The sequence below is a fragment of the Lactiplantibacillus sp. 7.2.4 genome, from assembly GCF_018991185.1.
In the GTDB taxonomy this organism is placed as follows: Bacteria; Bacillota; Bacilli; order Lactobacillales; family Lactobacillaceae; genus Lactiplantibacillus; species Lactiplantibacillus pentosus.
The window spans coordinates 1-24,365 of record NZ_JAGYGS010000022.1 but is presented as its reverse complement, the minus strand read 5'-3'; the positions used below and the strand labels follow the sequence as shown (position 1 = coordinate 24,365).

The window sequence follows — 24,365 nt, the reverse complement described above, 5'->3', positions numbered from 1 at the left end:
AATTAAGGGAATACGGGTAATGTCGGTAGTCCTGCCGTCACGGGTAACTCAAAGTAACGATTGAAGTTTTGAATCGCCTGGCCCGCCGCCCCCTTCATTAAATTGTCGATGACGCTGACGACCACGATCGTATTGGTGACCGGATTATAATCGACCCCTAACGCGCAGTTGTTCGACCCAACGACGTCTTTTAAGGTCGGCATGCCCGTTGGTAAAACTTGCACGAACGGTTGCGCTTGATAGCTGTCATTAAACGTGGCCTGAAGTTGCGCCGTCGTCAGTGGTTGTTGGGCCTTGGCGTAAATTGTGGCCATGATGCCACGGGTCACGGGAATCAGCGTCGTTGTAAATTCGATGGCCGGAACCGCTGACCACCATTCCTGCAATTGCTGCATGATTTCTGGAATGTGCTGATGCTGGTTTAATTTGTATAAACTCAAATTATCATTCACGGCAACGTAGTGACTACTATCCGTCGCACGTTTGCCCGCCCCCGATAACCCCGACTTGGCATCGACGACGATCGAGGTCGGGTCAATCAACTGATGCTGGACGAGCGGTGCTAATCCTAATAGCGTCGCCGTTGCGTAACACCCCGGATTAGCAATGTAGGTCGTCAGGGTGGCCGGTATATCTGCTAAACCGTAACTCGCCTGCGCCAAAGCTTCAGCCGGAGCAGGTTCACGATGATACCAATGTTGATACTGTTGTGGGTCATGTAGTCGAAAATCACCAGATAAATCGATGACTGGAAAATGCGCTTCAATTAATGGTAAGGCGAGCTGCCGGGTGATTCCCGCCGAAGTGGCGAAGAAGACGACCGCATCGTCGCGCATAATCGTGGCTGCATCGAATGGTCGAATCTCAGCCGTTTCTTCCTGGTACATCGTGGCAACCGTCTTTAATGGAACGGTCGCCGCATCCGCATGCCCGTATAAGTGGATCTCATCAACTTGCGGGTGTTGCTTCAAGAGTCGGTACAACACCATGCCACTGTATCCCGTAACGCCAACTAGCGCGACTTGCATATAATCACCTCAAATATTCAAAAATAGTTTTCAAATCGCATATTCATGCAACGAGTATGCTTCACACTATATTCTCATTATTTTTAAAACGCAAGCTTTTTTGAAAAAATATTCAAATTAATTCAGTATAATGCATAAAATTGACTTTATTCAACCGTTTATACAGTTATTTTGTATTTTTAATTGACATTCGTTTTAAAATACTGTTACTTATCCCATTAACTAAAATGAAATTTTAACCAAATCATCAGAAAGGGTGCGATTGGGATGAACAAATACTTAACTTTAGCGGATGGCACACAGTGGATTGGAACGGCGATTGGGGATTGCCAATTAGAGACGTCCGGACAAGTCGTCTTCAATACGGGGATGACCGGTTATCAAGAAACGCTGACTGATCCGTCCTACTTAAATCAAATGATTGCTTTTACTTACCCCTTAATTGGTAACTATGGCATCGACCCGACCGTTGCCCAGGCACCGACCGTGGGCGCACAGGCGATTATCGTTCATGAACTTGCGACTTTTGAGGATCATTATACGAGCCGTCAATCACTGGCCAACTTCTTAACGACCCACCATGTTGCGGGCATTGAAGGCATCGACACCCGCGATTTGACGATTCATATTCGGCAGACAGGCACGCAGATGGCAATTTTAAGTAACCAACCCGTCAGCGACTTTAATGCCAAACTCGCCACACTACCGGCCCATCATCTTAACGCCGCGCCACTACCAGCCGTACCAGCATCAACATCTAAGCCGCGGATCGCAATCCTCAATTTTGGTGAGAAAGCCGCGATTACGGCTGAGCTTCAGGAACGGGGCTGTGACGTCATTGTACTCCCCGCCATGACTAGTCTCAAGGCAATTGCCGCCTACCATCCAGACGGTATCTTACTCTCCAACGGCCCCGGCGACCCCACTGACTACGCCGCTTGCCTGCCAACGATTCGCCAGTTAGCGCACCAATATCCACTCGCTGGCATTTGCCTGGGACATCAATTGATTGCCCTCGCATACGGCGCTCAGACTTACCAATTACCATTTGGGCACCACGGGATGAATCATCCGGTGCAAGCCTGCGTTGATGGCAGCGTCATGATGACGTCGCAAAATCACGATTACGCTGTCGACCCAGCTTCCATCAAAGCCACCCCGCTGATGGTCACCCATACCGAGCTAAATGACGGTAGTATTGAGGGGCTACGTTTGCCACATCAAGCCGTCATGTCCGTTCAGTTTCACCCTGAAGCCCATCCGGGTCCCAAGGAAGCGGGTCAATTCTTCGATAATTTCTTACTAACGATTCAAAAGGAGGCCGTCGTTAATGCCTAAAAACACTAAAATCCATTCCATCGCCGTCATCGGGTCCGGTCCAATCAAGATCGGTCAAGCGGCCGAATTTGACTACGCTGGCACTCAGGCTTGTCTCAGTCTCAAAGCGGCTGGCTACCATGTGATCCTCATCAACTCGAACCCGGCCACCATTATGACCGACACAACGACGGCCGATGAAGTCTATTTACAACCACTAACACTCAGTAGTGTCACTAAAATCTTACAAGCGACCCGTCCCGACGCCTTACTTCCCACACTTGGCGGGCAAACCGGCTTGAACTTGGCGATAGCACTCGACCAGGCGCGTGTTCTGACGGAGTTACACATTCAACTCTTAGGCACTTCGCTGGCCACCATCAATCAAGCTGAAGACCGGGCCGCCTTCAAAGCGCTGATGAATCAACTCCAGCAACCGATTCCCGCTAGTACGACAGTTCACCACGTGGCTAGTGCCCTTAAGTTCGCTGAAAAAATCGGCTATCCAGTCATCGTGCGGCCAGCCTTTACGCTCGGTGGTTCTGGTGGCGGGATCGCCAATAACGCCACAGAATTAACACAAACGTTACAACGGGGACTCACCATGTCGCCGGTCAACGAATGTCTGATTGAACAGAGTATTGCGGGTTATAAAGAAATCGAATTCGAAGTGATGCGTGATAATCAGGGTGACAAAATCATCGTCTGCTCAATGGAAAACTTCGATCCTGTCGGTATTCACACGGGCGATTCGATCGTCTACGCCCCCGTTCAGACGTTGACGGATACTGAATATCAACGGTTACGGACCGCTGCTTTAAACATCGTCGAAGCCCTAGATATCAAGGGTGGCTGCAACGTACAATTAGCCCAAGATCCGGCCAGTCAGCAGTACTACGTCATCGAAGTCAATCCACGGGTCAGCCGTTCTTCTGCTTTGGCTTCCAAGGCGACCGGCTATCCAATCGCCAAAATCGCTGCGGAAATTGCGGTCGGACTGAATTTATCTGAAATCAAAAATCCAGTCACTCAAACGACCTACGCTGCCTTCGAACCAGCGCTCGATTACGTCGTCGCCAAGATTCCCCGCTTTGCTTTCGATAAATTTCCGACGGCCGACGCCCATTTAGGCACCCAGATGAAAGCGACTGGTGAAGTGATGGCCATCGGGTCGACGCTTGAGGAGGCGACCTTGAAAGCAATTGCCTCACTGGAAACCGACCCGACTGTTCAGACGACCTTAAAGCCAAATCACCTCGTCACCACCGCTGAATACATCGATCAGCTGACGCATCCGACCGACCAGCGACTCTTTTACCTACTTGGTGCGCTCCAGGCGGGCTGGCCACTCGCCAAACTGGCCGAATTGACCGGCATCACCCCGTTTTTCCTGAGCAAATTGCAACACATTACGACACTTATCCAGGATTTAACCCACAGTGCGACAGCCAGTCATCTATTAGCCGCAAAAAAATATGGCTTGAGCTTGGCCACCATCGCACATTATACGAACCAACCGCTCGCCACCGTTGCGCAATTGACCGCTGATTTACCATTCGTTTACAAAATGGTCGATACTTGCGCCGGCGAATTTGCGAGCGTCACGCCGTATTTTTACAGCACCGCCTTTGGTCAAACCAATGAGAGTCAAGCACTCGGCCACAGTATTCTCGTACTTGGCTCGGGTCCGATTCGAATCGGGCAAGGTATCGAATTCGACTACACGACCGTCCACTGTATCAAGGCGATTCAGCAAGCGGGTTACCACGCAATCGTGGTCAATAACAATCCCGAGACCGTTTCGACCGACTTCTCGACTTCGGATAAGCTCTACTTCGAACCGCTGACCATCGAACGGTTAATGCCGATTATCGAACTTGAACAGCCAGTTGGTGTCATCGTTCAATTTGGTGGTCAAACGGCCATCAACCTCGCCCAACAGTTAACGGAATGCGGCGTTAACGTTCTCGGGACGAGTGTTGCTGCGACGGACCTGACTGAAAATCGGCAAGACTTTGCGGCCTGTTTGCAACAATTAGACATTGCTCAAGCTGCCGGCACCACCGTCACTGATTTTAACGGTGCGCTCAAAGCCGCCGAAACCATCGGCTATCCACTGCTCGTACGTCCGAGTTTCGTGCTGGGCGGCCGGGCAATGGCCATCGTGCATGATGCTCAGGAACTCACGCCGGTCATTAAATCCGCAGTCGCGGCGGGTCATGGCGCCCCTATTTTGATGGACCAGTACTTAGCCGGGACCGAATGTGAGGTCGACGTACTTTCTGACGGCACGCACTGCTTCATTCCCGGGATCATGGAACATATCGAAGGCGCTGGTGTGCACTCTGGTGATTCGATCACGGTCTATCCACCCCAACATTTGTCGGCCACGGTCCAAGACCAAATTGTTACCATTGCCACCAAACTCGCCCAGCACCTACACTGTATCGGCATGATGAATATCCAATTTGTCGTCACCGACAAGGTCTACGTCATTGACGTCAACCCACGGGCCAGCCGGACAGTACCATACATGAGTAAAGTGACGCACTTGCCGCTTGCCCAACTTGCGACGCAACTGATTCTGGGTCAAACGTTCGCCGACCTCGGACTGCAGCCAGGATTACTGACGCCACAGCCCAATCAAGTCGCCATCAAAGCCCCCGTCTTTTCGTTCAACAAGTTGCCACAGACACCGGTCGTCCTGAGTCCAGAAATGAAATCGACGGGCGAAACGCTGGGCGTTGGTCCGACCTTTGCCGCCGCTTGGCACGCGGCAATGGCCGATAGTTACCAAGTCAATGACTGGCAACCATCCGCTGGCATTATCACCGACAATGCGACCTTAACGCATGCTGGTGTTCAAGCTTTGCTGAAAACTTACGACGTACCAGTCACGACCATCCACGACGCTAGCGATTGGGATGCAACCACTACTGCAATCGGCTTCACGCTTGACGACCAACCACATAATCCCGTGGCAACAGCCGCGCTCAACCACGGTCAACCGCTCATCACAGCCATCGACACTTTAGCGACACTCCTAACCGTCGTACCTGCGCCGGTGCGGGCTTAGTTGTTACGTTATTAAGTTCAAAAACCGCCAGCTGAGGACCGCTGGAAACAGTGCAGGTTTGCATAAAATTGCTGTTGTAGAGACGCCCTACACCGGCCTCCAGGCATTCGAAAGGCAGGCATGTGTGGACCCAACTTTTGATGGAGTAGTCGTTGATATTCAGAAAACAGTTATTTTGATAATTAACTGTAAGACTTGTTTCTGATAATTGCTGAATCAGCATACTCATGTTTGACTTTCAGGAGTCAGTAACATTACAGAACATGTGGCACATCGTCTCTAGTCGCCCGAGATGAAAAAAGTCCCGAACGCGCAACGACTGGAAATGAACGAATAATACTCAAGCAAGCACCTGAGTCTTCGAATGCGACAACTCATTTTCGATACTGACTCAAAGTTTGCCTGAAGGACTAGCCACTTAATATTCAGTGGCCAATTGCACCTAATTCGGTGGCCGTTCATCCGCCATTCGAGCGGTTTCCCGACTGAAGGGGCTGGCTGACAATGCTCAAGGGCGAAGTTCTTCTTGTCCGGGTGGTCTTCCCGGGCTAGAAGAAGACTCGTATTTGAAATTGCGCAGTGATTTTCTGCGTGAGTTCAAATCGATGTCCGCCCTGTTCCAGCGTTGTCAGCCGGCCCCGGAAGTCGGACTAAGGAGATCAACGGCTGACGAACAGCAATCCAACTCTTTGCCTATGGTCTATTGCAAATCAATTCAAATCAGTTCCACAAAGCAAAAAAATGCTGCTCAAGCGCTTAGTCATTAGCTAAGTCGCTTGAGCAGCATTTTTAATTAGCGGGCCGCTTGTTCGTCACGGGCACCGAAGTTTAGTTTATCTTGAATCTGATGACGGAAGGCTGCAAAGTCGGCACTAACGCGAGAGCGCGGATGTGGCAGCGGATTGGTCACGATTTCCTTGATGCGTCCGGGGCGCGGTGTCATGACGATGATGCGGTCACTCAAATAAACGGCTTCATCGATGTCATGTGTCACGAGGATCATCGTCGTCTTGGTCTGTTGCCAGACACGTTCGATAACATTTTGAATATCCGCGCGGGTGAAGGCGTCGAGTGCGCCCATCGGTTCATCCAGTAATAATAATTCCGGATTCATGATAATCGACCGGGCCAACGCCGCTCGTTGCGCCATCCCGCCTGAGACTTGGTGGGGATACGCATTTTCAAAGCCCGTCAGTCCCATCAAGTCAATATAATGTGTCACTAACTGGTGGTCGAAGTGCCGGCCGCGAGTCACTTTCAAGCCAACGCTAATGTTCTCTTTGATGGTCGCCCACGGAAAGAGGCTGCCGTGCTGGAAGACGTAGCCCCGCGAATAATCCGGGCGCGTAATCAATTGGTCGTCGATCTTCAACTGGCCACTAGCAGGCTGGTCCAATCCTGAAATGAGCCGCAACAGCGTGGTCTTGCCACAACCTGAAGGTCCGATAATGGCGATAAATTCACCCGGGTCGACCGTAAAATCAATATCGTCTAACACGTCAATTGAACGACCAGTGTTGTCCGCCAATCGCTGATTGACATGTTGTACTGTCAGTAATCCCATAATTGCCAAGCTCCTTTCTAGTGACTACTGTCGCGCCAACGCAAGCAGTAATCTTGGACTTTCGTGAACACCGCAAATAGCACTGAAAATAGAATCGCCATAATCACGATGGCCGCGTAGACCTGGGTATAGTTACCGGTACCTTTAGCCCAGTTGATAAACCAACCCAGCCCGACTTTGGCGCCAATCATTTCAGAAATCACTAGCATGGTAAAGGATAGGCCCATCGCCGTGTAAACGCCGGTAAAAATACTCGGTAGGGCACCTGGTAACACGATTTTGCGGATGATTTGCCACTCGCTAAAGCCCAAGGTCCGGGCGGATTCAAAGTATTCCTTGCTGATACCTTGGACCCCACCAATCGTCATAAACGCTACCGGGAACCAGACGGAAAAGGCAATCAAGAAGACTTCTGCCATGTAGCTGGTCGGAAAAATCACCATTGTCAGTGGCATCCAAGCTGCCGCCGGAATGATCCCAATAACTTTTAGATACGGGAAAGCCCAGTAGTTAAACTGCCGATAACGCCCCATCCCAAGGCCGAGCAAGATTCCCAGCAACGTCCCAATCACAAAGCTGATTAACCACAAGCCCAGCGATGAGAGTGTCGATGCCCACAACAAGGCCGCGTTTTCACGCATCTGGTCTAAAATCTGGGCAAAACTAACGAAAAATGGTTGTTCTAAGACCGCAAATTTCTGTGTCAATAAATCTTGAACGATCAATAAACCGCCTAACGAGACGTTTAATTGCGCGAAATGGCCGTTGTACCGGCGAATGCGGCCATGGGTCACCGCGCCGATGATCGTCACCAGCAATAAGTAGGCGAAGTACAGGCCTAAGAACCAATGATAAGTCTGATTATTAACATATTCTTGTGCCGTCACCCATTGATTTTCAAAATACGCGAGAGCAACAACAATTAAGCTGATAATATTCCAGGTCAGGTGCCACGGCTTCCAGTAACGCCCGGTCGTCTTGGTGGCCTGCGCAGCCTTTTTACGACTCAATTGGACTGCTGTGATTTGCATGTGATTCAACCTCCTTCAACTTAATCCTTTGACAAGTCTGGGTACCAGTAAGCTTGCTTCAGTAACTGTTTGTTGTTCGTGTTCTTCTTCAAGTAACCGGCTTGCTTCAATTGCTTGATGTAGTAGCTTAAGTCTTCCTTACCGGTCTTCAAGTTCAATTCAAAATGTTCATCCTTCAAAATCTGAGTGACGTTCTTGACGTTGATAAACTTGGTCTTTGAAACGTAACCCTTGTTCAACTCAATCTTGGCCGTTTCTTCTGGATGCTTGTTGATCCAGGCAGCCGCTTGTTTGTATGACCGAACGATAGCCTTCGCCTTGGCTGGATTTTCCTTGATCAACTTGCTTGAGAGGTAGAGGTAGCAGCAAGAACCCTTTGATTTCATGCCCATGGCCGCCATCTTGGCATTGCCACTATTGTTGTTATTGTCGATGATCGTCTTGAAGCCATCTTCACGTTGCGCTTGATAAGCATATGGATCGACCGTCCCAATCGCATCGACCTGCCCCTTTTCAGCGGCCTTTGCGAGCAAATCAGTACTGTAAACCTTCCACGTCACGCCCGTCTTCGGGTCGATGCCCGCGTGTTGTAAGGCAATTGACGTCACGTACTGTGGTGTGGACCCCTGCGCCGGAATCCCAATCGTCTTGCCTTTCAAGTCCTTGACACTATTGATTTTGGAATTTTTCGGAACTAATAATTTGATACAACCTTGGTGAATCCCCCCGACTGCTTTGATTTGTGCGCCATTTTGAATCGCTGGTAAGTACTGAAAATCACCATTTTGTGCATCGTATTTGCCACTCGCAAAGCCGGCTTCCAAATCACTGATGTCCCGCGGATTGGCGACTAACTTAGCCTTGAGGCCATTCTTCTTGAAGAACCCCTTCTCATAGGCGATATAGTTAGGCGCGTTACAAATAGACCCATCCTTCGCGGGAATCGTAATCTCCCCATACTTATAAGTCTTGGAAGCACCCTTGGTACTGGCACTGCTACTCCCACAACCCGCTAACACCGTTCCTAGTGCAATAAAACTCAACAACCCGAAAATAATTCCCTTTTTCCGCATATGCGAAACCTCCCAAATAAATAAAATAAAAAAATCGCCCCACTGCCGTTATGACAGAAGGACGATTACTCGCGTTACCACCTTTAATTCGACTATTTCTCACAAAATAGTCCTCATCAGGTACGTCAATCTCACTGAATTGAGATACCCTTGTCCGCTATCGGGGACCACCGTCAGTACTTAATCATTCGGCACTGAATGCTCCAAGACCATTTTCAACTGTGTCCGCATACCGGCTTGCACCTGTCCCGGCTCTCTGTGCTGCGTCCAACTAGCTTACTTATCCCATCACCGCATGTGAATCATTAGAATATAATTAGATTATAGTCTTAAGTTCACACTTGTCAACCTAATTTTTAAATCAAAATTTAGATACGGACAAGCCGCAAACATTCAGTTATCAGCTGACACAAGCTGTCTCATCTGGGATAAAGGCAACTTAGCTTAGCTGTAAAAATCACCGTTTAAATTAAAACGAAATGAGTGTTTCATCTAAGGCTGTTTCTCCGTAATCGGCAAAGCGGGAATCTCACTGAACAAAATCGGGACGGTCTCCACGGTGACTTCTGAAAATTCCAGGCCAAACCATTTGGCAGGCGTCGTCGCGTATTTCTTGATCGCCAACTTAGTTTCGAGCACCAACCGGTCTAATCGGGATAAGCGACTACTATTCGTCAGCTTTTCCTCAATGATGACGAAGCGGAAATCACCCACGTCGCGTCCCGGTGTTACGGAGTACGTCTGTTCCTGTGAGGCTAGCCGTCCTGAAGCCATCAAATCACGGACGATCGTGCGCAGGTAGCGGTTGATATCCTGGCGCACGCGGAATCCCAGGTAGAGTTTGACCATCACCACGTAATCAGTGGCGAGCGTATCGACCTTGTATTCAGCGGTATACGGCTCATCGGTAATCGTGACGTTGACGAACCAGTAGACATCCGCACGTTTGGGCCACTTGTCCAGAATCGAATACAAGACCTGCCGCTCCAATTGGTCCCCGTCCATGCGGCTCGTTAAGAAGACGACATTGGTTTGAAACTTATCGATCGTTTGGTCATCACGCAAACGGGCCAGCTGCGGCTTGTACTGACTCAGGCTGAGCGGTTGGCTGTGCTGCTTCACCAGTTGTTCACCGCGATACCAGATGGCCATCACTAAGAAAATCAGTAGCGCCAGCCCGACAGCCACGTAGCCCCCGTGCCAAAATTTAGCGGCACTAGCCACTAAGAAGATACCTTCGATCACCGCAAAGAAAGCGGTCAGACTGCCGGCACCGAGAATCGGCACTCGTTTTTGGCGCATATAGGCGTAAATCAGCGTCGTCGTCATGAGCATCGTCAACGTAATCGCTAATCCATAGGCTGCTTCCATCTTTTCACTAGTTTGAAAGAACAGCACGAGCGAACTCGTCACGACCCAGAGACCCCAGTTGACGGCTGGCAGATACATCTGACCGACCGCATTTCCGGGATAAGTGGTGAACAGTCGTGGGAACAGCTTGAGCCGAATCGCCTCGCTGACCAGGGTAAACGACCCACTGATCAGTGACTGCGACGCAATAATCGCGGCGACCGTCGCAAAAATAACGGCAGCCATCGTTAAATTAGCTGGTAACATGGCCAAAAACGGATTAACGTTACCCTGCCGTGCCTGTCCGGGGCCCAAAATCCAAGCGGCTTGTCCGAAGTAGCTCAACAGTAAGCAGATTTTGACATACGGCCAACTCAACCGAATATTGGTCTTACCGACGTGCCCGAGGTCGCTATACAACGCCTCCGCCCCCGTCGTTGCCAGAAAGACGCTCCCTAAGATCAAAATGCCGACTTTATTGGCTGGACTAATCAGTAACATGCCGGCATAGTACGGATTGAGCGCCCGCAAAATCGTCCAATCGTGCGTCAAGTTCAGGAGCCCACTCAGGCCTAGAAAAGTGAACCACGCGAGCATGATTGGTCTAAATAGTTTACCAATAGTATTGGTACCGAAACGTTGCAACATGAACAAGCCCGTAATAATCGCCAACGTGATGATAATGATGGCTTGCTGGCCCGTCCCAAAGAGTTGCACGTAAGCTGGCACATCACGCAAGCCTTCAATGGCCGTCGTCACCGTCACCGCCGGGGTCAATGCCCCATCGGCTAATAGTGCGGCACCACCAATCATCGCCGGTACGACCAACCAGCGGGCCCGGTGCCGAACTAATGCGAATAGGGAGAAAATACCACCTTCACCATGATTATCCGCATTGAGCGCAATCATCACGTATTTGACCGTTGTTAGCAGCGTCATCGTCCAAAACACTAACGAGACCGCCCCTAACATAAAAGTTTCATCAACGGCTTGAAGACCGCCTTGACCGGTCACGATTGCCTTCATCACGTAGAGGGGACTCGTCCCAATATCGCCATATACCACGCCCATCGCCAATAACAGACCGGCGGCGCGGCGCTTACTTAACTGCGTCTGCTTACTCATGATTCGCCCATCCTTTCTACACCATCTGCGGGTGACTAATTGGTTCCGTACTGTGGGTCCAATTAGCTTACCTAACGCCTAGTGAAAAGGCAACCATAACGCAATCGCTATTCAGGGCTTGGTAGCTAGCCGGCAGTCGGTGGGCAGTTGCTACGGCGATGGGACTGAATGATGACTAATTTGGCTGTTAGTTTGGTCAGTGGCCTTTTGAGCTCAAGCTGATTCGTCGGTTAAATTTGCAAGTGTGACTGGTGTACTGGATGGCGTGATTTAACCGACCTCACTATCAAAATGCGACAGACACCGGTAGTTCCAAACCGGATTACCAGCAACAGTCAACGGAGAACGAAAATAGCCGCCGTCAGTGACCAAGATTTTTACTTGATTGCCAACAACAACTATTATCGCGCCAACATAAAAAGGTGTCTCAAAGCAAGTGACCTATCGACGCCAAAAATTATAGTGCTAGCAAAAAAAGACCACTGATTCAGCAATTACTCTGAATCAGTGGTCCGCATTATTAACCTCGGTCATCGCACCGAAATAGCTCAATTATGTAAATAATTTATCCCCATCGATTGACTATGATTGGAACGTGCGTTGTGGCCGTCGTCGTGTTCGGTCAGCTAACCCGATACTAATTTGTAACGCATTATCAACTCGGCGCATCGTTTGGTCATCCAAGTGCGTGACCCGATCTTTAAGCCGTTGCTTATCAATCGTTCGAATTTGCTCTAACAATACAACCGAATTTTTTTCAATCCCCGTATGGGCAGCGTTAATGTTCACGTGGGTGGGCATTTTCGCTTTTTGAACCTTGGCAGTAATTGCTGCAACAATCACCGTGGGACTGTAATGGTTACCGACATTATTTTGTACGATTAGCACTGGGCGCATGCCCCCCTGTTCGGAGCCCACGACTGGTGATAAATCTGCATAGAAAATATCACCACGCTTAATGTCAGCTGCAGCCATCGCCTCATCTCCCTTTATTCGATACCCAGATAACTGATAGTGCCCCAATATAACTATCTTGCTACTCATGATAGCATGAATCATTCACTTTTAGCAACCGTTTACCAATTTAATCCAAAGACTAATTGGTAGAAATGGCCTCACCTTATGTCTGTTGGGCGTTACCGAACCGGATTTTAGTTTATCTTTTTAGGCCAAACGCAGCCAGCTTAGGGCCGCTGGAACATAAAGTAAGTTAGTGTGAACCTGCAATGGTTGGTGCGCCCTGCGCTGGTTTTCCGGGATTTTTGACAACCCTCAAAATTAGTGTAAGACGCACAGAATTGTCACCCCTGAATCTCTAATTATTTAAAATTAAAAAGGCTCCAAAAAGTCAGCGCGACTTTCTGAAACCAATATTCACTGAGTTGTCAGCGGTATTTCGATTTTAATAACGTAAATGTTAGTCTAATCAACGTAAACTCGTGGCACCCGTGTGGCAAGTCCACAGGCAATTTCGTAGTGAATCGTGCCACAGTAATCCGCAATATCTTGTAACGTAATCGTGTTGTCGCCATCCGTCCCAACTAGCGTTACCTTGGCACCGACAGGAACCTCATGGGGTAAACGAACCATTAACTGGTCCATGCAGACCCGCCCAACGATTTCACAAAATTCGCCATCAACTAAGACGTGAAAGCCCTGGAGTCGGCGTTCATAACCGTCAGCGTACCCAATTGGCACCGTCCCGATCCATTCATCCTGGTCAGCCGTATACGTGGCCCCATAACTCACTGATTTACCGCGAGCAAGCCGTTTCACAAACGTCAACTGAGCGGTCAGAGACAGTGCTGGATGCAGTGGGTATGGGGTGCTGAGTTCCCGGCCAGACGGGTTCAGTCCATATAAGGCCACACCAAACCGAACCATATTACCGTTGCAAGCCTGATGCCACAAACTCGTCGCAGAATTCGAAACATGCACATACTTTGGCAGTTCATCCACTGCCGCAATCAGCTTCTTCCACTGGTTCAATTGGTGCGTAAAGTAGGTGTCATCGGCTTGGTCCGCCGTGGCAAAGTGCGTAAAGATACCTTCAAAATCAAAGGGTGACTTCGACTGGCGAAGTGCTGCGACCGCCTGAGCTAATTCGGCAGGCGTTTGAAAGCCGATGCGGCCCATACCAGTATCTAGTGCCAGGTGAACGTGTAACGGTGTGACGACCTCGTTAGCCGTCAAAATTGCGGCCGCTGTTTTGAGCCACTCCTGCGTTCCCACTGCGAGCGAGATGTCTTTTTCTGCCGCTAGCGGTGCAAATTCAGGTTCTGTAATGCCCAACACTAAGATGGGTTCGGTGAGCCCAGCAGCCCGCAAGGCCAGTGCTTCATCCAAAATAGCGACACAAAAACCAGTCGCACCGGCTTCCTTAGCTGCCTGTGCCACTTGGATGATGCCGTGGCCGTAACCATTGGCTTTAACAACTGCCCAGAGTTCCGTTAGCTCATCCTTTTGCACCATTTCTGCACTAATATTTGTCTTAATTGCCTGCAAATCAACTGTGACTTGCGTGTGGCAGTGTTCCCCAATTACAACCATCACAAATTGCCTCTTTCCAATATAACTTGTGTCATGACGAACGTATCCGTATGCGAAATTGAGACCCAGGCCGGCCCATCAAATGGATGCCGCGTAATCTCAGGTTTGCCATGCTGATTATCTAAAATTTCAATATCTTGAAACCCAACTGCAGCGCCAATGCCAGTCCCGTACGCCTTACTGTAGGCTTCCTTGGCTGAAAAACGTCCTGCCAAAAATTCAATTTGCCGTTTTAGCGGGTAACGTGCAAACACCGCTTGTTCAGCGGGAGTGAGGACCTTTTCAGGTAGCTTCAATCCCTTCGCCAAAATCGTCTGAATCCGACTTAGCTCAGTTAAATCGATCCCGGTCCCATAAATCACGCTGATCCCCCCTCTTTTACTCATTAACATGATTCATTGTATCAACGGCAATCCACCAGTTGAATTCTATTTCAATACTTAAAGTCAAAGGCGGCCAGCTTCCATTGAATTAGGCACTAATCTTCAGCTAATCCTGTCGACATTCGAATATCATAAATCATCATAAATATTATTTCAAAGTTTGCCTGAAAGACCAGTCGCCTAATATCGATGGTCAATTGCACCAAAATAAGTGGTCGTTCATCCGCCATTCGAGTGGCTTCCCGACTGGAAGGGCTGGCTGACAATGCTCAAGGGCGAAGTTCTTCTTGTCCGGGCGATTTTCCCGGGCTAGAAGAAGACTCGTATTTGAAATTGCGCAGTGCTTTTCTGCGTGAGTTCAAATCGATGTCCGCCCTGTTCCAGCGTTGTCAGCCAGCCCTGGAGGTCGGATTAGGACGCCTCATCGGCTGACGAACAAGCCATCCACTTCCTGTTCTTGCAATTCCAATTAACAACAATCAAACTAACTTTTCCGTCGCTTCAGGTTGATGTTTCCAATTTACCACAGCTACCGGTTGGATAAAAGGGGCAGTGCACGCAATCTTTTCACGTCAACATGAGTAATCGTTGTCTACAGGTTAAAATTTAGAAGGCGCCGGTCATCGCAGTCAGCCACTATATCCAATACCGTTGCGTCCCTCACTCGATTTTAGCATTAATGCCAACAAAAAAGGCCGAGCCTGCGCTCGACCTTTGGGCTTAACGGAACATTAAGCCGATTTAATTTGTGAGTTGACTTTAATCATTAGTCCGAATCGTGTAGCTCCGCTTACTGCTTTGCTTCCGACCGTCATCATGATTCCGGTTGTTGCTCCGGTTGTCGTCACGGCTACGACTCTTGTAACCGTTGCTCTTACGATCGCCACGACCATTGCGGTCACGATCGCGATTACGACCATTGTGTGAGTAGCCACCACGGCCGTTGCCATGACTGTTGTTCCGGCCACGGTTACCGCGATAACCACCACGACGGTTGTTACCGCCGCCCTTATGACGAGGTAATGGCCGTTCTGGCGTAATCTTAACAGGAACGGCAGAAGCATCGTCCTTGGTCAAATCATTTAACAAGGCCGCAACTAAGTCCGTTGCATCATACTTCTGCAAGAGTTCAGCAGCTTGTGTAGCGTACTTATCAGTTGAAGTCTTTGCAACCAACGTATCAACGTCCGCTTCGGCAGCAGCCAATTGGCCAGCAAAAGCTTCGGATTCAGTTGGTGGCTTCAATGGTAACATCCGCTTCTTGGTCAACTTTTCGATGACCCGCAAATATTCCATTTCGTTTGGTGTGACAAAGGTCAATGAGACCCCTTTATGTCCGGCCCGGCCAGTCCGGCCAATCCGGTGAACATAACTGTCAGGATCTTGTGGAATATCATAGTTGTACACGTGAGTCACACCAGAAACGTCCAGTCCCCGGGCAGCCACGTCAGTCGCAACTAAGATATCCAACTTACCAGCCTTGAATTGACGCATGATTTGCGTCCGCCGTTGTTGACTTAAATCACCGTGAATCCCAGCAGCGTTGTAACCACGTGCTTCGAGACCCTTGGATAATTCGTCGACCCGGCGCTTGGTCCGACCAAACACGATGGTGAGTTCAGGTGCCTGAACATCGAACAACCGAGTCATGATGTCGAACTTTTCAAATTCTTTGGCCTTAACGTAATATTGATCGACCGTGTCGGCAGTCATTTCTTTCGACTTGATCTTAACGTGGTGCGGTTCCTTCATGAACTGCACACCAATCCGTTTGATTTCTGGTGGCATCGTTGCGGAGAACAGCATTGTTTGACGTTCATCCGGCACTTGTTTGATGATTGATTCGATGTCTTCCAAGAAACCCATGTTTAACATTTCGTCAGCTTCGTCAAGAACTAACATCTTGACGTGGTCTAATTTGACCGTTCCACGACGAATGTGGTCAAGTAATCGACCAGGTGTCCCTACGATAACTTGAGGATTTTGTTTCAGATTTCTGATTTGGCGCCGAATATCAGCACCACCGTAAACGACTTGGACCTTGGCCCGTTCGTCTTTACCTAAACGGAAGATTTCTTCCTGAGTTTGGATGGCTAATTCACGCGTTGGTGAAACCACCAAAGCTTGAATGTTATGGTTGTTAAAATCCAAGCGTTGTAAGATTGGCAATGCAAACGCGGCGGTCTTCCCAGTACCGGTTTGTGCTTGGCCAATCACATCTTTGCCTTCTAGCACCATTGGAATGGTTTCGGCTTGAATCGGGGTCGCTTCTTCGTAGCCGGCCCGCTGAACTGCTTTAAGTAGGCTATCGGATAAGCCTAGTTCTGTAAACTTCAAATATGTTTCCTCCTAAGGATGACACCATGGGATTACTGACAGCTAGGAAAAAATCCGTTTCCCGTAAGACGCTGTCATGTAAGCCAACGGTCTGACTTTCAAATGGTACAACTGAATTATCATACACCGGTTATTCTAAATAAGCAAGCAAGGCCCCCGCAATGATAAGCGTTGAAATGACGTGTCAAAATTCATGTTAGCGTCACCATTACCTAGTCACCGCGAGGGCCTCTTAATTTAAATGGTTAAAATTTTATTTTTCAGGTGCGGCTTGCAAGGCAGCCAAGACATTTTCGAGATGAATGCCGTGACTCCCCTTCAATAGGACTTGATCATCAGCTTCAACCGCTGCCGTTAAGGCGTCAATCAGTTGCGGCTGTCGAGCCGTCGCGTAGTAGTGGATACTACCAGCCGGGTACTTATCTTGCAAAACTTCCGCCAAGGCCCGCATGTGTTCACCATTCAAGTACACACTTTGAATCGTGGCAGGATCTAATTCGCTTGCCAGACTCATGTGTAAGGCGTCCGATTGGTCACCCAATTCAAGCATGTCTCCTAAAACGGCGATGCGCTTGCCCTTGGTCGGAACGGCTGCAAATGCGGCCAATACGCGCCGCGCAGCAGTTGGGTTGGAATTATAAACATCACTCAAAATGGCTTCGCCACGTTGGCCCGTCAGCCATTCCGTCCGATTCTCAGTTGGCACGAAGCTCGCAATGGCTTGTTGTGCAGCGGCTGGTCGAATATGGAACGTATCACCAACTAAGAGTGCAGCCAAGGCATTGTTGACGTTGTAGGCGCCCATCATTGGAATCGTGTAAGTTGCATCCGGCCACAAGCTCGCTTTGAACTGTGTCTGAGCGCGACTGGTCGTGATTTCACTACCCGCTAAGGTGTTCGTCGCATCTAGTCCAAAGGTCCGTTGATGTTGACTCACTTCTTTGGCCCGTTCTTGTAATAGCGGTTCATCACCATTAAAGATGAAGGTCCCATCTTCTTTGAGTCCATGGACGATTTCTAACTTGGCATCCGCAATCCGGTCACGCGTGCCGAAGAATTCAATGTGCGCTTCACCAATCATCGTAATCACCGCAACATCTGGTTGGACTAAGCGGCTGAGAAAGTCGAGCTCGCCAAAATGGTCCATGCCCATTTCGACCACCACGACCTCGGTGTTGGGTTCCATACTAAGTAAAGTGACCGGCACCCCAATCTGGTTATTGAAGTTCGCATGCGTTTTGGTGACGTTAAACTGCGTACTCAGCACACTGGCAATCATGTCCTTGGTCGTAGTCTTCCCATTACTGCCCGTCACGGCGACGACCTTCGGATTGATTTTTTGTAAGTAATACTGACCCAGTTGTTGTAACGCGGTCAACGTGTCGGCGACCATAATCACCGGGATACTTTCAGGAACATTGTCGGCGTGGTCGCTGGCCCATAAGGTCGCAACGGCCCCGTGCTCGATTGCACTTTGAATATATTGATGACCATCATTGGCACCCATCAGCGGTATGAATAAATCCCCCGCTTGCAGGTGCCGGCTATCAAACGCCACTCCCGTTACATTGACGTCGGGCCAAGCCTGTTCGGCATTGACCGCTTCAACGGCCTTGGCAATTTCGGCAACTTGCATCTTCATATCGATTAAACTCTCCATTCATGGTGACCACTGTTCGGCCACCAACTTCTGACTAAGGTTCCACTTGCTCGAATCGTAGCCCCAATTCAAGCTACGCGCAATAAAATTATACCACTTTGACTACGGGTACTCTACGGTCAGGCCGAATTAGGCGACAATTCGGTTTGAGCGTCTAGCCCAAAAACGCCCGCTAAGATTAGCAGGGCGTTCATAATCAGCTTTTTAATTGAATCATATTACTGTTTTAATCTGCGAGCATCCAGACGAGCTGCCTGGACCGCCGCTGACGACTTGTTGCCACGATAGCGTATGCGTGGTCGCTGGTGGTTGGCCCGCTGACCTACGAATAGCTGTCGTAGCGCATCCGCCCGACCGATACTGGTGTACTGCTGGCAACTCTTACCTCACACTGACCAGGCTTCACAACTACCAATTAACTGATCACTATAAGTGTGGCTCAAAGGCCGTCTCATCATGAACTTGTAGCGCCCAGGTGCCAGAGTTCAAGTTGAACTTAAGGGTGGCCACGTTATGGGTCCGTCGATTCTCTCCGCCCCGCGCTGGGTCAAAGACTTCGATCTCATTCCCCGTCGTCTCCGTATGCACGGGGACTAGCAATTGCCGTTGGCGAACCATCGACTGATCAAAATAAATGAACAGTCCATCTGGCATCAACGCGACTAACTGCTTTAAAATCGCTTCGGGAACTCGAGGAACGCTGAGCGAACGCATGAACATCCGCCGACCGCGGTAAGCAGCCAACGTGTGGCGAACGATTGCGGCACTCAAAATATGGCTGAACGCCGAAATATAATAGAAGTATAGCTTGATACCACCGTTGCGCTGTTCCAAGAAAACGTAGCGATTGCGCAACTTATAATTAAATGGCGACCGAATTGGCCGATCCATGTGGCCTAAATAGAGCAATTCGGCAATTTCGGTGGCCGTCAGAAAGTCTAAGTCACCGACCTCATCATAGTCCAGCCACTTAACGGGTAACGAGTGACTTTGGAGCATGTAACGCCGAATTTCATTTTCATCATTAATGACGTTCAATCCGGTATGGGCATTGACCGCATGTTCGTTGTCATCAACGCCCACTAACGAAACTAAGTTCGCCGGGAGCCGCTTAATACCGTGTACAAAATCGCTCTGGTCGATTCCATAGGCAAAGACAAGATTATCCAGTTTTTCCAAATTGGCGTAAATATATTTGCGTTGCAACCGTCTCACTCTTTCAACTTTCTATTTAGTTTTATTATAAGCCGTTATTAACCTCAGCGCATTTTTTATTACATATTTTTTAGGCGGGCAATTCGGTCAGCCATCGGTGGGTGCGTCTCAAAAAGGTGCGTCCACGATTTCTTAGCCTTGAACGGGTCGGAGATATACAACGCGGCACTGCTAGGATCCGCTTGTTGCATCGGCTGACTGTCGTCGATTTTTTCTAACGCATTGATCAGACCCAGTGGATTACGCGTGAGTTCAACACTACCCGCATCCGCCAAGTATTCGCGGTTCCTAGACAGGGCCATCTGCACCAGACTAGCGGCTAACGGAGCCAGAATGATGACGACCACGGCAAGCACCATCAATAGGGCTTGGGCGCCGTTACTATCGCGATCATTATCACGACTGCGCCGACCACCGCCCCACCAAAAGGCATTCATGCCCCAGTTGACTAACAGGCTAATGGCCGCCGTTAAGGCCAGTGCAATCGTCTGTAAGCGAATGTCGTAATTACGCACGTGACTCATCTCGTGGCCAATCACGCCTTCCATCTCTTCACGATTCAACCGAGCCTGAATCCCAGTAGTGACCGCGACCGCAGCGTGTTCCGGATTATTGCCGGTCGCAAACGCATTGGGGCTCTCATCGTCAATGATAAATACGCGTGGCATCGGTACTTTAGCCACTAGTGCCATGTCTTCGACGATGTGCCATAACTCAGGATCATCGTCCGCATGATGTAACTCACGCGCATGATTCATATTCATGACGATGTCCGTCGACTGACTAATCATGAGTAACATATAAAAGCCGGCCGCAATCATGGCAATGATCAGTCCAGCCAGCGAACTGTTGAAAAAGACATAACCCACAGCGAGGCCGATGACGGCCAGTAAAACGACAAAAGCGGCCATCACGTATACCGTGTGCCGCTTGTTGCGGGCAATTTGCTCAAATAACATGGGCGTAACCTCTAATCTTCAAATGAAACAGTTGGTGCTGCTTTTTCAGCTTCAGGGACCGTTAAGAATTCAACGTCCTTAAAGTGATGAATTCCCGCAATGATATTGGATGGGAATTGTTGTAACTTCATGTTATAACTAGCGGCACTCGAGTTAAATAATTGCCGTGAATACGCAATCTTATTTTCAGTATTCGTTAACTCTTCCATCAGCTTGCCAAATTCTTGGTTCGCTTTCAAATCAGGATAACTTTCAGCTAAAGCAAAGATACTCTTCAACGAATTTGTTAATTGATCCGAAACTGCCATGGCCTGTTGGTGATCGCCACTTGGAACTTGCGTTAATTGGTTCCGTAACGAAATGACCTCAGCCAAAGTGCTTTTTTCATGCTTGGCATAGCCCTTGACCGTATTGACCAGATTAGGAATCAAATCCGTCCGCCGTTTGAGTTGCACGTCGATTTGACTCCAGGCTTCCTGCGTATACATCCGCGACTTCACTAAGCCGTTATAAATAACCACGTAGATTGCGATCAAAACTAAAATGACCGCCACGATAATTAAACCAACCATCAATAGACCCCCTCTAAATTTAGATCAACCTGAAACAGATTAACTTAAGTTATATTGTACCGTGAAATTCACTCGGACGGTATCGATACCCTCAAATTGTAATAATTGTTAATATTTGTTGTTAAAATGACTTGTAAAGGCCTTCTGAACCTGAGCCGGTGCCGACTTGAACGACCATTTTTGGACATACATTCCGCGAATCATCAGTCGGCCCGCTCCGGTCTTGTCACACGTAATCAACGTAATCAGCTTTTTGCCGGGCACGTCATCGATCACTTGGACATCCGTCGCCTTAATAAAGGTCCGTTGACTCGTCTTGTAAGCGTAAATCTTCTTCGCATCACTGACATAAATCATTTGACCAACCTTACTCTTGTAATAGAGTGGGCTAAATAGAGCGCCGTGCTTGATCATATGGTGACCGGCCAGTGCGTAGTTCCCCTGTCCCATCTTTTGATCAGCCTTCATCGTTCCCGCGGCTAAGGCGAGCGTCTCGTTGCTGACACCATTTCCAATCGGTAAGTATAAATCAATGGACGGAATCGCAATCGAACCAATCACGTGAATCGCGTTCTTATTCATGCGGGCTTTCGCGACCGTTTGAAAGTCCAACGATTTAACTTTTGAAAAGTTGAAATCACTCTTTTTCTTAGCATTCTGTTTGACCGTTTTGGTCGTGACCGTTGGTGAATATGAACTGACCAACCAACTCTTGATCTGCTCATTAAAAATCAGCGCCAACGACACTAACACTAGCAGGACAAAGACGCCCCGACCTAACCACTTTAACCCGGGATGTTGCTTGGACTTCATTAATCCCGCCTCCTAATTTGTTTACGCCCTTTATCAAAGGCCTTAGGGTAAATATACCTTAATTGCCGCACAGAATAAAGCCCCGAATTCGTTAAGTTGCGTCAACTTAAACGGAATTGCACCTCCGTCAGGGTTATCAGACTAAGTCGCGTGGTCAAAACTGCACTTAAATCAGTGCGATTCACCTACCCTTACGTGCTTCACTCATCAGTCTGAAATCAGCTGAACGGCAATGACATCAGTGTACTAACTGCCTTCATCGCAAATAGTTGAACACTGGTTGACCAACCGTCAGCTGACAATGCAACCTGAGCCGCCTCGATTCGCATTTCAACTTATTATAATCATAATATTTGCGTTAATAATCCAATCCTTGGTATGCTAGGCTTATCAAATACAGAAAGCAGGTTGGACCTATGGAAACGATGGTTAAAAACGATCTCACTCAACTGATGCAACAGCGCGACGACGGCCCCTTCATTGCAATCTATGGCAATACGGCCGTTGTCATGAACGACCTGAACCGCCGCCGCTTACAATTCAAACAATTAATTAACGACGCTGAAACCCAGATGGCCCACCACTTTCCAAAGACAGACTTTGCGCCTTATCAGCAACAGTTGACCCAACTGATCGATGATAACGCTTTTTGGCTTCAACACACGGGGCCTCAAACGGGGATTATTACCAACGGCCGCGATTTACACGTCTTTGACCTGCAATACCCAACCGAAAATCAAGTTATCGTCAATAGTATGCCTGCGATTCGTCCGGTGCTCGCCGACCGTCAACATCAATTTGATTTTGATTTGTTAGCGCTTAACGAAGATAGCATGGCACTCTATGCACAACGTGACGGTCGCTTCATTGAAATCGAGCTGCCCGCGGATGCCCCTCGAACTTTGACAGAAGCACTGGGTACTGAAAAGCGCGGCGGTGACCTGAATTTCAACGCGAGTCCGGTCCACGGCGCGAACTATCACGGCCACAACGCCAAAGCCGAAGAGCGCGATATTGACCAGCGCAACTATTACCAACAAGTTGCAACCTATGTCCAAGCCTACTCACAACGGACACAACGCCCACTGATTTTGATGGGCCTGCCGCATAATCAAGCTGTCTTTCGGGCAATCAACAAGAACCCGTACTTGTCGCAACACTTGATGATTGATAAATCGCCAAGCAACTTAACGTTAGGTGCCATGCAAACGGCCACTGAACCAGTTCAGACCAAGTGGCATACGCAGCTCGCCGACATCATGATGGAGCGCTACGACCAGGCCCAATCACGGCAACTCGCCATTGACGATCCCTTCGACATGATCAAACCCGCACTCAGCGGTCGCATCGACACCTTGATCGTTGCAGCTGACGCGAATGTCGCTGGTGGTCTGCCAACAACCACCGTCGAACAACCCGATCCCGTCGCCGCACCGGATAACCTAATCGATGACCTCGTCGATGTGGTGATGGCAATGAATGGCCAGATTCGCATCATCCCAGCTGACCGGATGCCCGTCGAAACTGCCGCTCTCGCCATCATGCGGTACTGAATTGACGTTTGCTTAAACTGATATAACCCGCCCGAGTTTGTGAGAACTTGGGCGGGTTATTTGGAGTTGTTCAGCTTCAAATTCTGCATCCTTTTCAATATTGAATACTTTAGGAATGGTTAGGACTGCGGAATCACCCACCAATCTTACTTTGATCTTCATAATGCTCATTGTGCTAGTTGGTGGATTCCTGTTCGTCAGCCGGTGAGCTCCAGTCGGGAAGCCGCTCGAATGGCGGATGAACGCCCACCTAACTTGGTGCAATTGACCACTGAATATTAAGTGTCTGGTCCTTCAGACAAAGTCTTAATTGGTATCATTGGTGCCTTACGACGTTTAGTACTGAGAAGATTACTGAGTATGATTCACTAAATACAATGACACTAGTCTTGAATTTAGTCCTTGAATTTAGTCGATAAAATTACTTGCGTTTATAATTTGAGATTCCGCTATCTCAAACAACTGGGGAAAGTTCTGACAAATTCAGTGCAGCTACTGGTCAGAAGCCTTAAAGCATGGGTAAAAAAGCTTAGCTATTGTTAGAACCAGTCTGACAGTTGAATATCAAAATGTCCGTGTACCCAGTAACCAACGACTAATCCAACAAAAAGTTGGGTCCATAAGTGTCCACCTTTCGAATACCATCCCGGCTGGAAGGTATTCTGGGCAAGGCTCAGTGGTGAAATTCCACTTAGCAAGCGTTTTGTGCTTGGTTAGTAGAAGACCAGTATTTAAAACGTGGGTTGTCGGCTTAAATCT

18 protein-coding genes and 1 other annotated feature are annotated in these 24,365 nt (G+C 48.9%); of the genes, 3 read left to right on the top strand and 15 right to left on the bottom strand.

Features of this window, described 5'->3' with window-relative positions; genetic code table 11:
* Positions 1–2: 2 nt before the first annotated feature.
* Complete coding sequence (gene argC, locus KGF70_RS08720; RefSeq protein ID WP_216768918.1) at positions 3–1,028, bottom strand: N-acetyl-gamma-glutamyl-phosphate reductase; 1,026 nt, start codon at positions 1,026–1,028, stop codon at positions 3–5.
* Positions 1,029–1,295: 267 nt separating this feature from the next.
* Here argC and KGF70_RS08715 point away from each other — a divergent pair, with 267 nt between their 5' ends.
* Both KGF70_RS08715 and carB read left to right on the top strand, forming a co-directional pair.
* Complete coding sequence (locus KGF70_RS08715) at positions 1,296–2,366, top strand: carbamoyl phosphate synthase small subunit (RefSeq protein ID WP_216768915.1); 1,071 nt, start codon at positions 1,296–1,298, stop codon at positions 2,364–2,366.
* Positions 2,359–5,421, top strand: a complete 3,063-nt coding sequence (gene carB, locus KGF70_RS08710) for a carbamoyl-phosphate synthase large subunit (protein ID WP_216768903.1) — start codon at positions 2,359–2,361, stop codon at positions 5,419–5,421. The genes KGF70_RS08715 and carB overlap by 8 nt, the downstream gene beginning before the upstream one ends.
* A gap of 793 nt (positions 5,422–6,214) precedes the next feature.
* Here carB and KGF70_RS08705 read toward each other — a convergent pair.
* The 14 genes from KGF70_RS08705 to KGF70_RS08645 form a co-directional block, all read right to left on the bottom strand.
* Positions 6,215–6,985 carry an ABC transporter ATP-binding protein gene (locus KGF70_RS08705; RefSeq protein WP_050337711.1) on the bottom strand — a complete coding sequence of 257 codons (771 nt, stop codon included), beginning with the start codon at positions 6,983–6,985 and terminating at the stop codon, positions 6,215–6,217.
* 17 nt (positions 6,986–7,002) lie between these two features.
* Positions 7,003–8,016 (bottom strand): ABC transporter permease, encoded by a 1,014-nt coding sequence (locus KGF70_RS08700; RefSeq protein ID WP_050337712.1) that lies wholly within the window; start codon positions 8,014–8,016, stop codon positions 7,003–7,005.
* Between the two features lie 20 nt (positions 8,017–8,036).
* Positions 8,037–9,089 carry an ABC transporter substrate-binding protein gene (locus KGF70_RS08695; protein WP_088770078.1) on the bottom strand — a complete coding sequence of 351 codons (1,053 nt, stop codon included), beginning with the start codon at positions 9,087–9,089 and terminating at the stop codon, positions 8,037–8,039.
* Between the two features lie 54 nt (positions 9,090–9,143).
* Positions 9,144–9,390, bottom strand: a binding site (T-box leader).
* A gap of 191 nt (positions 9,391–9,581) precedes the next feature.
* Complete coding sequence (locus tag KGF70_RS08690) at positions 9,582–11,564, bottom strand: KUP/HAK/KT family potassium transporter (RefSeq protein ID WP_216768901.1); 1,983 nt, start codon at positions 11,562–11,564, stop codon at positions 9,582–9,584.
* Between the two features lie 582 nt (positions 11,565–12,146).
* The gene (locus KGF70_RS08685; RefSeq protein WP_003637688.1) at positions 12,147–12,539 is read right to left on the bottom strand and encodes a type II toxin-antitoxin system PemK/MazF family toxin; all 393 of its coding nucleotides are present in this window, start codon (positions 12,537–12,539) and stop codon (positions 12,147–12,149) included.
* 447 nt (positions 12,540–12,986) lie between these two features.
* The gene (gene alr / locus KGF70_RS08680) at positions 12,987–14,114 is read right to left on the bottom strand and encodes an alanine racemase (protein WP_216768899.1); all 1,128 of its coding nucleotides are present in this window, start codon (positions 14,112–14,114) and stop codon (positions 12,987–12,989) included.
* On the bottom strand, positions 14,114–14,476 hold the full coding sequence (gene acpS, locus KGF70_RS08675; protein ID WP_003637679.1) for a holo-ACP synthase: 363 nt from the start codon (positions 14,474–14,476) through the stop codon (positions 14,114–14,116). The genes alr and acpS overlap by 1 nt, the downstream gene beginning before the upstream one ends.
* Before the next feature lie 116 nt (positions 14,477–14,592).
* Positions 14,593–14,727, bottom strand: coding sequence for a hypothetical protein (locus tag KGF70_RS17600; RefSeq protein ID WP_260197764.1), 135 nt, complete (start codon positions 14,725–14,727; stop codon positions 14,593–14,595).
* Between the two features lie 529 nt (positions 14,728–15,256).
* A complete protein-coding gene (locus KGF70_RS08670; RefSeq protein ID WP_216768897.1) occupies positions 15,257–16,834 on the bottom strand; it encodes a DEAD/DEAH box helicase in 1,578 nt (525 codons plus the stop codon).
* A gap of 253 nt (positions 16,835–17,087) precedes the next feature.
* On the bottom strand, positions 17,088–18,476 hold the full coding sequence (murF, locus tag KGF70_RS08665; protein WP_216768921.1) for a UDP-N-acetylmuramoyl-tripeptide--D-alanyl-D-alanine ligase: 1,389 nt from the start codon (positions 18,474–18,476) through the stop codon (positions 17,088–17,090).
* 444 nt (positions 18,477–18,920) lie between these two features.
* Positions 18,921–19,709: a hypothetical protein gene (locus KGF70_RS08660; RefSeq protein WP_050337716.1), complete on the bottom strand. Its 789-nt coding sequence runs from the start codon at positions 19,707–19,709 to the stop codon at positions 18,921–18,923.
* Positions 19,710–19,768: 59 nt separating this feature from the next.
* Positions 19,769–20,668 (bottom strand): zinc metalloprotease HtpX, encoded by a 900-nt coding sequence (gene htpX / locus KGF70_RS08655; protein WP_003637675.1) that lies wholly within the window; start codon positions 20,666–20,668, stop codon positions 19,769–19,771.
* Between the two features lie 11 nt (positions 20,669–20,679).
* Positions 20,680–21,240 (bottom strand): LemA family protein, encoded by a 561-nt coding sequence (locus tag KGF70_RS08650; RefSeq protein WP_003637674.1) that lies wholly within the window; start codon positions 21,238–21,240, stop codon positions 20,680–20,682.
* Between the two features lie 108 nt (positions 21,241–21,348).
* Complete coding sequence (locus KGF70_RS08645) at positions 21,349–22,053, bottom strand: class A sortase (RefSeq protein WP_216768896.1); 705 nt, start codon at positions 22,051–22,053, stop codon at positions 21,349–21,351.
* Positions 22,054–22,469: 416 nt separating this feature from the next.
* Between KGF70_RS08645 and KGF70_RS08640 the strand changes: the two genes are divergently transcribed.
* A complete protein-coding gene (locus KGF70_RS08640; RefSeq protein WP_050337720.1) occupies positions 22,470–23,606 on the top strand; it encodes a hypothetical protein in 1,137 nt (378 codons plus the stop codon).
* The last annotated feature ends 759 nt before the right edge of the window (positions 23,607–24,365 follow it).

Excerpts from the sequence above, each read along its gene's own strand:
- argC (WP_216768918.1), bottom strand. The coding sequence starts at position 1,028 with ATGCAAGTCGCGCTAGTTGGCGTTACGGGATACAGTGGCATGGTGTTG.
- KGF70_RS08715 (WP_216768915.1), top strand. The coding sequence starts at position 1,296 with ATGAACAAATACTTAACTTTAGCGGATGGCACACAGTGGATTGGAACG.
- carB (WP_216768903.1), top strand. The coding sequence starts at position 2,359 with ATGCCTAAAAACACTAAAATCCATTCCATCGCCGTCATCGGGTCCGGT.
- KGF70_RS08705 (WP_050337711.1), bottom strand. The coding sequence starts at position 6,985 with ATGGGATTACTGACAGTACAACATGTCAATCAGCGATTGGCGGACAAC.
- KGF70_RS08700 (WP_050337712.1), bottom strand. The coding sequence starts at position 8,016 with ATGCAAATCACAGCAGTCCAATTGAGTCGTAAAAAGGCTGCGCAGGCC.
- KGF70_RS08695 (WP_088770078.1), bottom strand. The coding sequence starts at position 9,089 with ATGCGGAAAAAGGGAATTATTTTCGGGTTGTTGAGTTTTATTGCACTA.
- KGF70_RS08690 (WP_216768901.1), bottom strand. The coding sequence starts at position 11,564 with ATGAGTAAGCAGACGCAGTTAAGTAAGCGCCGCGCCGCCGGTCTGTTA.
- KGF70_RS08685 (WP_003637688.1), bottom strand. The coding sequence starts at position 12,539 with ATGGCTGCAGCTGACATTAAGCGTGGTGATATTTTCTATGCAGATTTA.
- alr (WP_216768899.1), bottom strand. The coding sequence starts at position 14,114 with ATGGTTGTAATTGGGGAACACTGCCACACGCAAGTCACAGTTGATTTG.
- KGF70_RS17600 (WP_260197764.1), bottom strand. The coding sequence starts at position 14,727 with ATGGCGGATGAACGACCACTTATTTTGGTGCAATTGACCATCGATATT.
- murF (WP_216768921.1), bottom strand. The coding sequence starts at position 18,476 with ATGAAGATGCAAGTTGCCGAAATTGCCAAGGCCGTTGAAGCGGTCAAT.
- htpX (WP_003637675.1), bottom strand. The coding sequence starts at position 20,668 with ATGTTATTTGAGCAAATTGCCCGCAACAAGCGGCACACGGTATACGTG.
- KGF70_RS08650 (WP_003637674.1), bottom strand. The coding sequence starts at position 21,240 with ATGGTTGGTTTAATTATCGTGGCGGTCATTTTAGTTTTGATCGCAATC.
- KGF70_RS08645 (WP_216768896.1), bottom strand. The coding sequence starts at position 22,053 with ATGAAGTCCAAGCAACATCCCGGGTTAAAGTGGTTAGGTCGGGGCGTC.
- KGF70_RS08640 (WP_050337720.1), top strand. The coding sequence starts at position 22,470 with ATGGAAACGATGGTTAAAAACGATCTCACTCAACTGATGCAACAGCGC.